14 protein-coding genes, 1 tRNA gene and 1 pseudogene are annotated in these 13340 nt (G+C 66.4%); 10 read left to right on the top strand and 6 right to left on the bottom strand.

The window, feature by feature from the left end; translation table 11 throughout:
* Positions 1-23: 23 nt before the first annotated feature.
* Positions 24-98, bottom strand: a tRNA-Gly gene (locus tag ACQR10_RS02915).
* A 289-nt stretch (positions 99-387) separates the two neighbouring features.
* Here ACQR10_RS02915 and trxA point away from each other — a divergent pair.
* The gene (gene trxA, locus ACQR10_RS02910) at positions 388-1308 is read left to right on the top strand and encodes a thioredoxin (RefSeq protein ID WP_316215480.1); all 921 of its coding nucleotides are present in this window, start codon (positions 388-390) and stop codon (positions 1306-1308) included.
* 48 nt (positions 1309-1356) lie between these two features.
* Complete coding sequence (locus ACQR10_RS02905) at positions 1357-2031, top strand: LON peptidase substrate-binding domain-containing protein (protein WP_315715855.1); 675 nt, start codon at positions 1357-1359, stop codon at positions 2029-2031.
* Here the strand turns inward: ACQR10_RS02905 and ACQR10_RS02900 are convergent, their stop codons facing one another.
* The 3 genes from ACQR10_RS02900 to ACQR10_RS02890 all read right to left on the bottom strand — a co-directional run bounded on the left by ACQR10_RS02900 (position 2032) and on the right by ACQR10_RS02890 (position 3870).
* A complete protein-coding gene (locus tag ACQR10_RS02900) occupies positions 2032-2862 on the bottom strand; it encodes an FTR1 family iron permease (RefSeq protein WP_316215479.1) in 831 nt (276 codons plus the stop codon). It abuts the gene before it with no gap.
* A gap of 11 nt (positions 2863-2873) precedes the next feature.
* The gene (locus tag ACQR10_RS02895) at positions 2874-3170 is read right to left on the bottom strand and encodes a cupredoxin domain-containing protein (protein WP_315800775.1); all 297 of its coding nucleotides are present in this window, start codon (positions 3168-3170) and stop codon (positions 2874-2876) included.
* Between the two features lie 349 nt (positions 3171-3519).
* On the bottom strand, positions 3520-3870 hold the full coding sequence (locus ACQR10_RS02890) for a hypothetical protein (protein WP_316215478.1): 351 nt from the start codon (positions 3868-3870) through the stop codon (positions 3520-3522).
* A gap of 90 nt (positions 3871-3960) precedes the next feature.
* On the opposite strand from ACQR10_RS02890, the gene ACQR10_RS02885 reads away from it, so the two are divergent.
* From ACQR10_RS02885 to ACQR10_RS02875, 3 genes are read left to right on the top strand one after another with little or no spacing between them, the layout of a single operon-like run.
* The gene (locus ACQR10_RS02885) at positions 3961-4503 is read left to right on the top strand and encodes a TetR/AcrR family transcriptional regulator (protein ID WP_315800777.1); all 543 of its coding nucleotides are present in this window, start codon (positions 3961-3963) and stop codon (positions 4501-4503) included.
* 56 nt (positions 4504-4559) lie between these two features.
* Positions 4560-4757 (top strand): Trm112 family protein, encoded by a 198-nt coding sequence (locus ACQR10_RS02880; RefSeq protein ID WP_006613415.1) that lies wholly within the window; start codon positions 4560-4562, stop codon positions 4755-4757.
* 3 nt (positions 4758-4760) lie between these two features.
* The gene (locus ACQR10_RS02875; RefSeq protein ID WP_316215477.1) at positions 4761-5690 is read left to right on the top strand and encodes an alpha/beta hydrolase; all 930 of its coding nucleotides are present in this window, start codon (positions 4761-4763) and stop codon (positions 5688-5690) included.
* A gap of 58 nt (positions 5691-5748) precedes the next feature.
* On the opposite strand, the pseudogene ACQR10_RS02870 reads toward ACQR10_RS02875, so the two are convergent.
* Positions 5749-6972, bottom strand: a pseudogene (locus tag ACQR10_RS02870) (ubiquinone biosynthesis hydroxylase); the annotation flags it as partial.
* Positions 6973-7124: 152 nt separating this feature from the next.
* Here ACQR10_RS02870 and tesB point away from each other — a divergent pair.
* Positions 7125-8000: an acyl-CoA thioesterase II gene (gene tesB / locus ACQR10_RS02865; protein WP_315800779.1), complete on the top strand. Its 876-nt coding sequence runs from the start codon at positions 7125-7127 to the stop codon at positions 7998-8000.
* 5 nt (positions 8001-8005) lie between these two features.
* Here the strand turns inward: tesB and ACQR10_RS02860 are convergent, their stop codons facing one another.
* The gene (locus ACQR10_RS02860) at positions 8006-8881 is read right to left on the bottom strand and encodes a DUF4339 domain-containing protein (RefSeq protein WP_315800780.1); all 876 of its coding nucleotides are present in this window, start codon (positions 8879-8881) and stop codon (positions 8006-8008) included.
* 208 nt (positions 8882-9089) lie between these two features.
* Here ACQR10_RS02860 and ACQR10_RS02855 point away from each other — a divergent pair, with 208 nt between their 5' ends.
* The 4 genes from ACQR10_RS02855 (at position 9090) to ACQR10_RS02840 (ending at position 13045) form a co-directional block, all read left to right on the top strand.
* Positions 9090-9428 carry a P-II family nitrogen regulator gene (locus ACQR10_RS02855; RefSeq protein ID WP_315800781.1) on the top strand — a complete coding sequence of 113 codons (339 nt, stop codon included), beginning with the start codon at positions 9090-9092 and terminating at the stop codon, positions 9426-9428.
* 93 nt (positions 9429-9521) lie between these two features.
* Positions 9522-10832, top strand: a complete 1311-nt coding sequence (locus ACQR10_RS02850; RefSeq protein ID WP_316215476.1) for an ammonium transporter — start codon at positions 9522-9524, stop codon at positions 10830-10832.
* Between the two features lie 332 nt (positions 10833-11164).
* Positions 11165-11503, top strand: coding sequence for a P-II family nitrogen regulator (locus ACQR10_RS02845; RefSeq protein WP_006611147.1), 339 nt, complete (start codon positions 11165-11167; stop codon positions 11501-11503).
* 39 nt (positions 11504-11542) lie between these two features.
* Positions 11543-13045 carry an ammonium transporter gene (locus tag ACQR10_RS02840; protein WP_315800783.1) on the top strand — a complete coding sequence of 501 codons (1503 nt, stop codon included), beginning with the start codon at positions 11543-11545 and terminating at the stop codon, positions 13043-13045.
* Positions 13046-13340: the final 295 nt, after the last annotated feature.

Genomic DNA, 13340 nt, shown 5'->3' with positions numbered 1-13340 from the left:
AGAGAGCAACGGAGCGGAATTTTTGGAGCGGGCGAAGGGGTTCGAACCCTCGACCCCGACCTTGGCAAGGTCGTGCTCTACCACTGAGCTACACCCGCATCCGTGACGCCTTGGCGGCGTGGCCGCCAGCGACGGGCAGACCTATGCCAAATGCCGCGGACGAATGCAACAGGTCTGCGACAGGTTTCGTACGCCGGCGACGTTCAAATTTTAGCGGTCGGGACCGGCCGAACCGGGCCAAAACCTGCCCATCACCGGACCGCGAAGGGCGCTGATTGAAATTTCCGGCTGGACCGCCACTTAAAGTGAAAGAAAACGTGTATTGAGGCGCGGCGGCGGCCGGTTCCCGGTCGCCGTCCATCGGAATTTTTTCGGACGAGGGACCCCGTGACCATTGTTGAACAGGGCGGCGGAGCGGCGCCGCAGGTGCCGGATCTGATCAAGGACACCACGACGCAGAGCTTCGTGAAGGACGTCATCGAGGAATCGAAGCGGCAGCCGGTCCTCATCGACTTCTGGGCGCCGTGGTGCGGACCGTGCAAGCAGCTGACGCCCATCCTGGAAAAGGCCGTCAAGGCCGCCAAGGGCAAGGTCAAGCTGGTCAAGATGAACATCGACGAGCATCCGGCCATCCCGGGCCAGATGGGCATCCAGTCGATTCCGGCCGTGATCGCGTTCGTCGGCGGACGGCCCGCCGATGGCTTCATGGGTGCCGTGCCCGAGAGCCAGGTCGCCACCTTCATCGAAAAGATCACCAAGGGCGTTCCCGGCGCCGGCGAGCCCGACATCGCTGAGATCCTCAAGGAAGCCGAAGCCGTGCTGGCCGAGGGCGATGCGGCCGGCGCGGCCGAGATCTATGCCGAGGTGCTCGCGGTCGACGCCGCCAACCTCCCGGCGATCGCCGGGCTTGCCAAGTGCCAGGTCGAGCTCGGCGCGATCGACGAGGCCAAGCAGACGCTGGCGATGGTCCCGGACTCCAAGCGCAGCGATTCGGCGGTCTCCGCCGTGCAGGCCGCGATCGATCTGGCCGAGCAGGCCCAGTCGCTCGGGCCGGTCGGCGAGCTCGAACAGAAGGTCGCCGCCAATCCGCTCGACCACCAGGCGCGTTTCGACCTGGCGACCGCGCTGAACGCCGCGGGCAAGCGGAAGGAAGCCACCGACCAGTTGCTCGAGATCGTGAAGCGTGACCGCAAATGGAACGAGGACGGCGCGCGCAAGCAGCTCGTGCAGTTCTTCGAAGCCTGGGGCGGCGCCGACGAGGCCACCATCGAGGGCCGCAAGCGGCTGTCGACGATCCTGTTTTCGTAACCCGGCTGGGCGGGACGCGCGCTCGTTCCAGCGGACACGAGGTATCGCATGCCGATCAATGCCGAATATCGCGGTCCCGCCGAGCTGCCGGAGATCGTTCCGGTGTTTCCGTTGGCGGGAGCCTTGCTGCTGCCGCGCGGCCAAATGCCGCTCAACATCTTCGAGCCGCGTTATCTCGCGATGGTCGACGATGCGCTTCGCGACGGCCATCGGCTCATCGGCATGATCCAGCCCGACGTCACCCATTCCTCCAGCGAGGAGCGCCCGGTGCTGTTCAAGGTCGGCTGCGTCGGCCGGATCACGCAGCTCGCCGAGTCCGGCGATGGCCGCTACATCCTCGAGCTCACCGGCGTGTCCCGCTTCAAGGTGGTCGAGGAAATGACGGTGCTGACGCCCTATCGGCAGTGCAAGGTCGATTATTTCCCGTTCGTCGATGATTTCACGGCGCGCAAGGGTGAGGACGCGGTCGACCGCGAGGCGCTGCTCGCGGTGCTCACCGACTTCCTCAAGGCCAACAATCTGAAGGTCGACTGGGCCGGCATCGAAGCGGCGCCGAACGAGGCGCTCGTGAACGCGCTGGCGATGATGTCGCCCTACGGACCGGCGGAGAAGCAGGCGATGCTCGAGGCGCCGGACCTGAAGACCCGCGCCGAAATCCTCATCGCCGTGACCGAGATGGATCTCGCCAAGAAGCGGACCTCAGGCGATCCGCCGCTGCAATGATCATTCGGCGGGAGCCGCACGCGGCGCTGGCGGAGCCGCCGTCAGACGCATCAGCGCGATGGTGGCGACGATCACCCCGATGTAGACTGCGAGCTGCATCGCGGTAGGCTGATCAGTATAGCCGATCAGAGCCTTGAGCGTCCGCCCGGCGACGCCACGCTCGGGCAGAACCGCGCTCGAATCCCACACCACCTGGTCGAATGACGTCAGCCAGTTGGCGCGGGCAAGAAAGAACACCGCCTGCGCGGCCATTCCCGCCGACAGCAGGGTGATCAGCACGGTGGTGGTCTTGAACAGCGCGCGCGGCGGGATGCGCATCAGACCAAGGTAGGTCGCGAGACAGACGGCGACGCCGAGCATCAGGCCGAGGACGCCGCCACCGAGCAGCGCCCGCCCGCCGCCGTCGCCGGAGGCCGCCACGCCATACAGAAACAGCGCGACCTCACTGCCCTCGCGCAACACGGCGATGGCGATCACGGTCGCCAGCGCGACCAGCGGCTTGGCGCCTTCGGCCACCGCCTGGCCCATCGTCCGCAGCTCGTTGCTCATCTCGCGGCCGTGCCGGGCCATCCAGACATTGTGCCACGTCAGCATGATCACGGCAGCCGACAGGATCCCCGCATTGAACAATTCCTGTCCCATGCCTTCAAAGAGCTGAGTCAGCGTTCCCGCGAACGCCGCGACGATGCATGCGCCGACCAGGCCGGCAAACAGCCCCGCGCCGATCCAGCGCAGGCGATGCGGGACCGCGCTGGTGACGGCAAGCACGATGCCGACGATCAGGCCGGCTTCGAACACTTCGCGGAAGACGATGATCAGGGCGGCGAGCATGGGATCTGGACCTATTGGACGTTGACGAAGCCGCGGGCCTTTTCGTTGAAGTCGTTATAGAACTCGTAGCGCCCGGACTTCATCGCGCGGACGTTGAGAACCGCCTCGCTGTTGGCCGCGATCACCTTCTCGACCTTCAGGGTCTCGCTCTCGAACTCGATCGCCTTGCCCTCCATGTTCCTGACGCGGATGGTCAGCGGCGCGTCCGCAGGAACGGTCGGCTCCTTGGGCTCGAATTGACCATTGGCATAGGTGAGGCAGATCTCGTTCGATCCGCCGGCGTGCGCCTGCGCTGCCATCACGAGCATGCCGACGCTTCCACCTACGACGACCAACTTCCGCACCACGTCGACCAACATCGATCCGTCCCCTCTCCTATCCAGACAAGCAAATCGGAGAACGGTTGCGCGCCCCGGATCGATGTCGACACCGGGCACCCGTTCGCGACGACGAACAACTAAGCGGCTCGTCGCCGTGTCTGCAAAGAGACTCCTTCTAAGTTGGAACCATTCTTGGCGAATGTGTCGCGGCAGTGGCCTCGCGGTGAACGGAGTGCGGCCGAACGGCAGTTGAGGCGACGCGGCGGTGACGGAGCGTCACGGTGCCTTCCTCTGGCCGGGTACGTGGCGGCGCTGCGGTCGACCGGAATTCCCCGCATCAGTAGCCGGCGATGGCGAGACTGACCACGCCGGCGAGCATGACCCAGCCGAAATGCCGCCCGCGCGTCGCCAGCGCATTGGCGCCTGCAGCGAAAGCGAACACGACGATGACCGTGGCCACCGTCCAATGCCGCGCCGGCTCCGACGCCATTTGCGGGGCGACGGCGAGCAGCACGCCACAGCCGATCCACGCCACCGTGCCAGTCTGCCAGACCAGCCGCAGCAGGGTTCGCAGCCGCTCCGGCGAGATGGCGGCACGCGCGAAGACCATCGTCTCGCCGAGCACGCCATGGATCACGGCGACGGTGATCGCCAGCAGCCCCGCGCATACCAGCAGCACATCACGCATGGCACATCCTCCATACAGTTCTGTATGGAGGATGCACGACGTCCTGGCGGCCGTCAATACAGTTGTGTATGGTCGTCTCATGGAGACGACATGACCGATCAGCTCTCGGCCGACGATTGGCTGGACCAGGGATTGAAGGTGCTGGCCAGCCAAGGCTTCACCGCGCTGAAGGCGGAACCGCTGGCGAAAGCCCTGGGCGTGTCACGCGGCAGCTTCTACTGGCATTTCGCCGACGTGGCTGCGTTTCACGCCGCCCTCCTCAAGAGGTGGCGGGAGATTGCGGCCGAGCAGATCATCACCGGGGTGGAGGCGAGCGCCGGCGACCAGCCGGCGATTGCCGTGCTCCTCCGGCGCACGTTCACGGTCAAGCTCGTCCTGGAGCGCGCCGTGCGCAACTGGGCAGGATCCGACCCCGCCGCGCGCCAGGCGGTGCAGGCCATCGATAGGCGCCGGCTGGGCTATGTCGAGAGCCTGCTTGCAGCCGAGGGACTGACGCCGGCGATCGCACACGCACGCGCCCAGGTGCTGTACTGGGCTTTTCTCGGCCATGCGCTGTCGGATCGGCCGTTGCCGGCCCAGCAACTGGACACGGTCATCGACGAACTGATCCGGATCGCCCTGCACAGGCCTTGATGGACGACAAGCAGGCGCGCGATATGCTACAGAGGCGCCCGCCGGAGACCCTTGCCATGAACGCCCCGCTCGAACGCCCCGCCAATTCCGTCGATCCCAAGCTGCTCGAGATCCTGGTCTGTCCGATGACCAAGGGCCCGCTGGAATACGACGCGGCGAAGCAGGAGCTGGTCTCCCGGTCGGCGAAGCTCGCCTACCCGATCCGCGACGGCATCCCGATCATGCTGCCCGAGGAAGCGCGGAAGATCGACTGACCGATGCGGTCCGTCGTGATCCGCTGCGCGCTCGCTTTGGCGCTGATGGCCCTCGCTTCGGCGGTCTCGGCCGAGGAGAGCGCCGTCCGCATTGGCCCACTCGACGCCGTCTTGACGACGCCAGCGGGTGTCGCGCGCCCGCCGGTGGCGCTGTTGATCGCCGGCTCGGGGTCGACGGACCGGGACGGCAACGGGCCGCAGCTCAAGCCGGCGACCTTGAAGAAGCTCGCCGAGCAGCTCGCCCTCCAGGGCATCGCCAGCCTGCGCTACGACAAGCGCGGCGCGCGCGGCTGGAAGGCGGAATTCGGCAAGCCTGAGGACTTCCGCTTCAAGGACTATGTCGACGACGCCGCTTCGCTGGTCGACTTCCTGCGCGGCAAGTTCGCCCGCATCGTTCTCGTCGGCCACAGCGAGGGCGGCCTGGTCGCCATCCTCACCGCCCGCCGCACCCCGGTCGACCGCCTCGTGCTGCTCACGACGTCGGCGCGGCGGCAGGGCGATCTGCTCAAGGCGCAGCTCGAGAAGAAGCTGCCGGCGGCGAAGATGGAGCCGGTCGCCAAGGCGATCGACGCCATCATGGCCGGGCAGGTCGTGGACCCGCCACCGCCCGAGCTGCCGGTCGCGCCGAGCATGCAGCCCAGCATCGGCTCCGCCTTCGCAGAGGACCCGATCGATCCGCTGAAGCAGCTCACGATCCCGATCCTGATCGTCGGCGGCGCCCGCGATCACCAGATCGCACGCCTCGACATGGTCGCGCTCGCCGCCGCCGCACCGGCCGCCAAGTCGCTGTGGCTGCCGGAGATGAACCACGTCCTGGTCGACGTCGCCAACGAGGACGAGAACCTCGCCTCCTACAACGACACGGAGCGTCCGCTCGACCCCGACATGGTCGAGGCCGTCGCCGGTTTCATCACGGCCGCAGGCCCGCGCTAGCTCTTTGTTTGAGCATGATCTTTTCGGAAAACCGGTCCCCACTTTTCCGGATCATGCTTTATAACGCTTCCCCCTTCAACAGCCGCGGCATCTCCCCGGTGAGGCCCGCGGCCTGCTTGATGAACAACTCCTTCAGCGGCGGCGCGCGATCGACGATCCCAAGGCCGATGTCGCGCACGGCGCGCAGCAAGGTCGACTTGTTCGAGAACAGGAAGTTCAGCGAGTTGGTGGCGACGCCCATCGCCATCGTGTCGAAGCGGCGCCAGCGCTGGTAGCGCTCGAGGACATCGACCTGCCCCGGATCGATCCCCATGCGCGCAGCATCGACCACGACCTCGGCCAGCGCGGCGACGTCCTTCAGCCCCATGTTGAGGCCCTGCCCCGCGATCGGATGGATCACATGGGCGGCGTCGCCGACCAGCGCCAGCCGCGGCGCGATGAAGGAGCGGGCAACGAAATAGGACAGCGGAAACGCCCGGGGCTGGTCGAGCACCTTGAGCTCGCCGAGATGCAGGCCGGCGCGCTTTTCCAGCTCGGCGTGGAATTCGTCCGCGCTCAGCTCCACGAGGCGCTTCGCTTCCTTGCGCCGCTCGGTCCACACCAGCGAGGAGCGCTTGCCGGTCAGCGGCAGGATCGCGAATGGGCCGGGCGGCAGGAAATGCTCTTCGGCGCGGCCGCCATGGTCGCGCTCATGACCGATGGTGACGACGATGCCGGACTGATCATAGTCCCAGCCATGGGTCTGGATGCCCGCGCGCTCGCGCAGCTTCGAACGCGCGCCGTCGGCGGCCACCAGCAGGCTGGCTTCGCAGCGGCTGCCATCGCCCAGGGTCACTGCAACGCTGTCGCCGCGCGTCTCAAAACCGGTCACCGGCATCGCCTTGAGCTCGACGCCCGCCGCCTCCGCATGCTTGACCAGCGCGTCGATCAGGTGCCGGTTCTCGACCATGTGCGCGAACGGCTCGCCGGCCTCGACCTGGCCCGCAAAGGTCAGGAACGACGGCCGCATCGCATCCTCGAGCTTGGAATCGGTGATGACCATGTCGAGGATCGGCTGCGCCTGCGGCGCCACGTCCGCCCAGACGCCGATCGCGTCGAACAGCTTGCGGCAGGCCGCGACGATGGCGCTGGCGCGTGGATCGCGGCTTGGCCGGTTGGCGAGCGCCGGATCGGCCACGATGACGGGCACCTCGGGGCCGAGCCCCTGCCGGAGCGCCAGCGCAAGCGCCAGGCCGGCAAAGGCGCCGCCACAAATGACAATGCTTCGCTGTGTCGTCATGGCACCCTGCTCACGGTTACTCTTGCGGGGCGATTATAGCTGGGCGAAACAGGGGCGTGAACCAAGGGCTGCCACCCCAGGCCGTCATTTCCGGATGCCTGATCCCGCCCGAACGGGGCCGGAGCGGACGGCCGAGCCAGCGAAAGCAACACGCCATGTCCAAGGGACTGATCGACCTGATCTCGATCCTCGATCTCGAGCCGATCGAGGTGAACCTGTTCCGCGGCAACAGCCCGAAGACCAGCTGGCAGCGCGTGTTCGGCGGCCAGGTGATCGGCCAGGCGATGATGGCGGCGTGCCGCACCGTCGAGGGCCGGCTGCCGCATTCGCTGCACTGCTATTTCATCCTGCCGGGCGACCCGCAGGTGCCGATCATCTACCAGGTGGAGCGCCTCCGCGACGGCAAGAGCTACGCGACGCGCCGCGTCACCGCGATCCAGCACGGCAACGCTATCTTCTCCATCATGGTCTCGTTCCACAGCGACGAGGAGAGCGCGTTCAACCATCAGGACAGGATGCCGGACGTGCCGCCGCCGGAGAAGCTGACGGCCGAGGAGATCTCCAAGCAGCCGATGTTCCAGGAGGTCTTCCAGCGGATGCCGGACTTCATCCGCCGCTATTACGAATCCGATCGTCCGATCGAATTGCGCCCGGTCGAGCTCAGCCGCTATTTCGGCCAGAAGATCGACGACGGGCGCATCCATGTCTGGATCAGGACGGCGGCGAAGCTGCCCGATGATCCGGCGCTGCACATGTGCGCGCTGGCCTATGCGTCGGACTTCTCGCTGCTTGACGCCGTGATGGCGCGTTACGGCCGCACGCTGTTCGACAAGCGCATGATGCCGGCCTCGCTGGATCATGCGATGTGGTTTCACCGCCCGTTCCGCGCCGACGAATGGCTGCTCTATGCGCAGGATTCGCCGAGCGCGCAGGGCGGCCGCGGGCTGACCCGCGGCTCGATCTTCAAGCCCGACGGCACGCTGGTCGCCTCCGTCGCGCAGGAGGGATCGATCCGCGAGCGCCGGGCCTAGCCGCATCACATCGGCTGCGCGGTGCGCGGCACGACCGCGAATTGCGACACGTACCAGGCGCTGTACCAGCGCAGCAGCCACGGGATCGGAATGATCACCGAGCTGCCGAGCACGAACGCGAAGGTGCGCCACAGCACCTGCAGGCCCGAGCCGGTGAACACGACCTCGCGCCGCGTCCCCTGGATGTTGCGGCACACCCAGCGCATCCAGGCGGTCAGCACCCAGGCCCAGCCGATGACGGTGATGCCCGACACGATCATCAGCAGGTACCAGCCGGCATAGACGACGGGGCTGCCTTCGAAATGGATCGGCAACCGCTCGCCATTCGAGGCGAGGTTGCTCAGCAGCCAGCGCAGCACCATCCAGCCCAGGAACGCCGGGGCAACCAGCGAGATGAGGTTGAGGATCGGCCGGTCGCTGAGGCTGACATAGGCCAGCACGCCCATCGCGACGAAGACGTACCAGATGTCGAGCGGCTGACCGGTGAAGGTGAGGTTCGGCCGACCGGGCACCCTCATCCGCTCGATCACGTAGCGGTAGAGATAGACAGCGGTCCAGGGCGTGATGACGATCAGGAACTGGCCGACGACATACAGCAGCGTCCAGCCGAGATAGGACCAGGTGTCGAGCTTGACCGAGAGCGCGCCGCCCGACGCGGCGGTGCCGGCGTCGAACGCGGGCGGCGTGGCCGGCGACATGCTCGGCACGCCCGACATCAGGCCGGGAATGCGCCCGGCCTTCTCCCAGCCGGCCATGCCGTCGCTCCACAGCAGCGTCTCGGCGGTCACGACGCCCCGGGCGATCAGGTCGCGCAGTTCGTCTTCCGAAATGGGACCCTGTTGCTGGCCTTGCGCCGCGTAATACCAGGAACGATTCGACATGGGATGTCCTTGAATAGAGGATGGCAGGAACACGTCTTCAGTCTGTCGGGCGATGTCGCGTTCCGTTCAGTGATATCCGTCACTCCTTGACGTTTTCGCTTAACGCTGCGCTGATTTTGTGCCATTTGCCTAGGAACAGGCCAAAACGGCCGTCCCAAGCCTGCCTCCGAAACAGGCTGCTTCGCTCCGAGGAAACCAAGGCCCGCCCATGAAGCTCGTCGTCGCGATCATCAAACCCTTCAAGCTCGACGAGGTGCGCCAGGCCCTCACCGCGATCGGCGTCCACGGCATGACCGTGACCGAGGTCAAGGGCTACGGCCGCCAGAAGGGCCACACGGAGATCTACCGGGGCGCCGAATATATCGTGAACTTCCTGCCCAAGCTGCGCATCGAGATCGCGGTCAACTCCGAGATGGCCGACAAGGCGGTCGAGGTGATCACCACGCATGCGCGCACCGGCCAGATCGGCGACGGCAAGATCTTCGTGACGCCGATCGATCATGCCCGCCGCATCCGCACCGGCGAGACCGACACCGACGCTCTGTAAACCGTTCAAGCAGCCGCGACGGCTGCACGCCCGCCGCAACGGCGCGGCGGAGCGAACATTCTCAACCTGATCCGACATGCCGGGGGGACTGCCATGGGGACCTGCGCGTCTCGTTGCCTGCGCGCGCCTGCTGCTTTGGCTGCGGCGGCCGCCATCATCTTCGTTACACCCGCACGGGCGGCAGCGCCGTCCACGATCGATCCGGCCGACACCGCCTGGATGATCGTCGCCACCGCGCTGGTGCTGATGATGACCATTCCCGGGCTGGCGCTGTTCTACTCGGGCATGGTGCGCAAGAAGAACGTGCTGGCGACGATGGCGCAGAGCCTCGCGGCGGTGATGCTGATCTCGATCCTGTGGGTCGCGTTCGGCTATTCGCTGGCGTTCGTCGGCGACGGCAACTGGATCGGCTCGCTCGACCGCGCGTTCCTTGCCGGCATGGGCATGGACAGCGTCCATCCTGGCGCCAAGACCATCCCCGAGTCGCTGTTCATGCTGTACCAGATGACGTTTGCGATCATCACGGTGGCGCTGGTGGCGGGCTCGGTCGCCGACCGCATGCGATTCTCGGCCTATCTGCTGTTCAGCATCGCCTGGTTCATCTTCGTCTATGTCCCGCTGGCGCATTGGATCTGGGGCGGCGGCTTCCTTGCGCAGGCCGGCGTGGTCGATTTCGCCGGCGGCCTCGTCGTGCATCTCTCCGCCGGCACTGCCGGGCTGGTCGCCGCGCTGGTGATGGGACGGCGCCAGGGCTATGGCAGCGAGAACCTCTCGCCGTTCGACCTGTCGCTCGCGGTGGTCGGCACCGGCCTGCTCTGGGTCGGCTGGTTCGGCTTCAATGGCGGCTCGGCGCTTGGGGCCAATGCACATGCGGTGATGGCGATCCTGACCACGCATCTCGCCGCCTGCGCCGGCGCCGTCACCTGGGGCGCGCTGGAATGGTCGACCCGGCGCAAGCCCTCGGTGCTCGGCATGATCTCCGGCGCGGTCGCCGGCCTCGGCACCATCACGCCCGCGTCCGGCTTCGTCGCGCCGTGGCACGGCCTGGTGATCGGCGCGCTCGCCGGTGTCATCTGCTACTGGGCCTGCACCTCGCTGAAGCACCGCTTCAACTATGACGATTCGCTCGACGTGTTCGGCGTCCACGGCATCGGCGGCCTGACCGGGACCCTGCTGGCCGGCGTGTTCGCGACGGCCGCGATCGGCGGCACTACCGGGCTGATCGAGGGCAACCCAAAGCAGCTTGCGGCCCAGCTCTACGGCGTCGCCGTCACACTGGTGTGGTCGGGCGGCGTGACCTGGGGTCTCCTGAAGCTGGTCAGCGCCTTCGTGCCGCTGCGGGTGTCGCGCGAGCACGAGCTGGAAGGGCTCGACATCTCCCAGCATGGCGAGGCGCTGCAATAGCTGCAGCAAACGGCGCCAATTGACCTGTTCGGCGTCGCGGGATTCTGCCCGCTCGGTGAGCAGCATTGTGTCTTGAGCCAGACATGCGCAACTTTTGCGCATGCCTGCCCATTCCTTGAGCGCGGCGGAATGGCGCAGCCCCTGATGCCCCCCCTGAGGGCTGAAAAGGTCAGGATTCACCGCTCGTTAGCCCTGACCAGCCGTCTGGCACGGCATTTGATTCTATCGCCCCCGGCTGTGCCCGCGTCGTGAAGATTTCTCCGCGTGGTGAACCTCAGTCGACAGGAAGCGCTCGGTAACGTCCGTACCGGGCCCAAGCGGGGATTGGACCCATGAAAATTGTTATGGCGATCATTAAGCCATTCAAGCTCGAAGAAGTCCGGGACGCCCTGACCGCCATCGGCGTTCATGGTCTCACGGTGACGGAAGTGAAGGGGTACGGCCGTCAGAAAGGTCATACGGAAATCTACCGCGGCGCTGAATATGCGGTGAGCTTCCTGCCCAAGATCAAGATCGAGGTCGCGATCCCCTCCGACCAGGTCGACAAGACCATCGATGCCATCTCCTCGGCCGCCAAGACCGGCCAGATCGGCGACGGCAAGATCTTCGTCATCAGCCTCGACCACGCCGTGCGCATCCGCACCGGCGAAGCGGACGCTGCGGCCCTTTGATTTCGCGCTCAAACCAGAACACTTACGGAGTAGAATAAAATGACGTTCAAACGTCCAACCAGCGCGGGATGGATCACGCTCGCCATCGCCGGGCTCTGCGTCGCAGGCCTCGCCGACGTGGCGTTCGCCGAAGACGCGCCGGCCGCCGCTGCCGCAGCCGCCCCCGTTCCGAACAAGGGCGACGTCGCCTGGATGCTCGTGTCCAGCGCGCTCGTGCTGATGATGTCCATCCCCGGCCTCGCGCTGTTCTATGGCGGCCTCGTCCGCACCAAGAACATGGCCTCGGTGCTCACCCAGGTGTTCGCGATCGTCGCCATGGTCGGCGTGATCTGGACGCTGTACGGCTACTCGATGGCCTTCACCGACGGCGGCAGCATGACCTCGTGGGTCGGCGGCTTCTCCAAGGCCTTCCTGCACGGCGTGGACGCCAACTCGACCGTTCCGACCTTCTCGAACGGCGTGGTGATCCCGGAGCTCGCCTACTTCGTGTTCCAGATGACCTTCGCGATGATCACCCCGGCCCTGATCGTCGGCGCCTTCGCCGAACGCATCAAGTTCTCGGCCGTGATGCTGTTCATCCTGCTCTGGGTGACCTTCATCTACTTCCCGATCGCGCACTGGGTCTGGTACATCGCGGCTCCCGATGACGTCGCTGCCGCTGCCAAGGCTCTCGCTGCCGCTGGCGACGCTGCTGCCAAGACGGCCGCCCAGGCCAAGCTCGACGAAGTCACCGGCGCGGTCGGCTGGCTCGCCGGCGCCGGCGCTCTCGACTTCGCAGGCGGCACGGTCGTTCACATCAACGCCGGCATCGCCGGCCTGGTGGGCGCGGTCCTGATCGGCAAGCGCACCGGCTACGGCAAGGAGCTGATGGCTCCGCACTCGCTGACCATGACCATGATCGGCGCCGCGCTGCTGTGGGTCGGCTGGTTCGGCTTCAATGCCGGCTCGAACCTGGAGTCGAACGGCGTCACCGCGCTGGCCTTCGTCAACACCATGGTCGCCACCGCCGGTGCGGCGCTGTCCTGGCTGCTGTGCGAATGGGCCGTCAAGGGCAAGCCCTCGCTGCTCGGCATCTGCTCGGGCGCGGTCGCCGGCCTCGTCGCCGTCACGCCGGCCTCCGGCTTCGCCGGCCCGATCGGCGCGCTGGTGCTCGGCCTGATCGTCTCCCCGATCTGCCTGTTCTTCGTCTCCACCGTGAAGAACGCGCTGGGTTATGACGACGCGCTTGACGTGTTCGGCGTGCACTGCATCGGCGGCATCGTCGGCGCGCTGGCCACCGGCATCCTGGTCAACCCGGCGCTGGGCGGCGTCGGCATCACCGACTACACCAACATCACCGGCAACAACGCCGGCACCTACGACTTCGCCACGCAGATGCTGGCGCAGATCAAGGCTGTCGTCGCCACGCTGGTGTGGTCGGGTGTCGGTTCGGCGATCCTCTACAAGGTCGTCGACGTGATCATCGGCCTGCGTCCGACCGTCGAGCAGGAGCGCGAGGGTCTGGACATCACCGACCACGGCGAGCGCGCCTACAACTACTGAGTTCTCCCGGGACTTGGCCGTAAGCGACCAGGTCCGCAACTTCGGTTCGGGCAAATACCCGGCAATGCCCTGACCGTTGAGGGGCTCCAGCGCAAGCTGGGGCCCCTTTCTTTTTTGGCCTTTCGACTGGGCTTGTCTTTTGTCCGAGATGGGCAGCCGCAGCGCTGCGGACAGGTCGTAGAGGCCGATCGCGTGCCACACCGCCGGTGTCGTCCCCGCGAACGCGGAGCCATACCGCGTGATCTTTGTAAGGGGCAGGCGGCAGGTACCACAGGTCTGGCCGAACACACCCGGC

This window comes from Bradyrhizobium sp. HKCCYLRH2060, from assembly GCF_051168135.1.
Classification (GTDB): domain Bacteria; phylum Pseudomonadota; class Alphaproteobacteria; order Rhizobiales; family Xanthobacteraceae; genus Bradyrhizobium.
Note: the sequence above shows the minus strand (reverse complement) of the source record. Positions and strands in the feature narration are given on the sequence as shown.

Excerpts from the sequence above, each read along its gene's own strand:
- tesB (WP_315800779.1), top strand. The coding sequence starts at position 7,125 with ATGTCCAAGGGACTGATCGACCTGATCTCGATCCTCGATCTCGAGCCG.
- ACQR10_RS02885 (WP_315800777.1), top strand. The coding sequence starts at position 3,961 with ATGACCGATCAGCTCTCGGCCGACGATTGGCTGGACCAGGGATTGAAG.
- ACQR10_RS02890 (WP_316215478.1), bottom strand. The coding sequence starts at position 3,870 with ATGCGTGATGTGCTGCTGGTATGCGCGGGGCTGCTGGCGATCACCGTC.
- ACQR10_RS02880 (WP_006613415.1), top strand. The coding sequence starts at position 4,560 with ATGAACGCCCCGCTCGAACGCCCCGCCAATTCCGTCGATCCCAAGCTG.
- ACQR10_RS02900 (WP_316215479.1), bottom strand. The coding sequence starts at position 2,862 with ATGCTCGCCGCCCTGATCATCGTCTTCCGCGAAGTGTTCGAAGCCGGC.
- ACQR10_RS02905 (WP_315715855.1), top strand. The coding sequence starts at position 1,357 with ATGCCGATCAATGCCGAATATCGCGGTCCCGCCGAGCTGCCGGAGATC.
- ACQR10_RS02855 (WP_315800781.1), top strand. The coding sequence starts at position 9,090 with ATGAAGCTCGTCGTCGCGATCATCAAACCCTTCAAGCTCGACGAGGTG.
- ACQR10_RS02895 (WP_315800775.1), bottom strand. The coding sequence starts at position 3,170 with ATGCTCGTGATGGCAGCGCAGGCGCACGCCGGCGGATCGAACGAGATC.
- ACQR10_RS02850 (WP_316215476.1), top strand. The coding sequence starts at position 9,522 with ATGGGGACCTGCGCGTCTCGTTGCCTGCGCGCGCCTGCTGCTTTGGCT.
- ACQR10_RS02840 (WP_315800783.1), top strand. The coding sequence starts at position 11,543 with ATGACGTTCAAACGTCCAACCAGCGCGGGATGGATCACGCTCGCCATC.
- ACQR10_RS02845 (WP_006611147.1), top strand. The coding sequence starts at position 11,165 with ATGAAAATTGTTATGGCGATCATTAAGCCATTCAAGCTCGAAGAAGTC.
- ACQR10_RS02875 (WP_316215477.1), top strand. The coding sequence starts at position 4,761 with ATGCGGTCCGTCGTGATCCGCTGCGCGCTCGCTTTGGCGCTGATGGCC.
- ACQR10_RS02860 (WP_315800780.1), bottom strand. The coding sequence starts at position 8,881 with ATGTCGAATCGTTCCTGGTATTACGCGGCGCAAGGCCAGCAACAGGGT.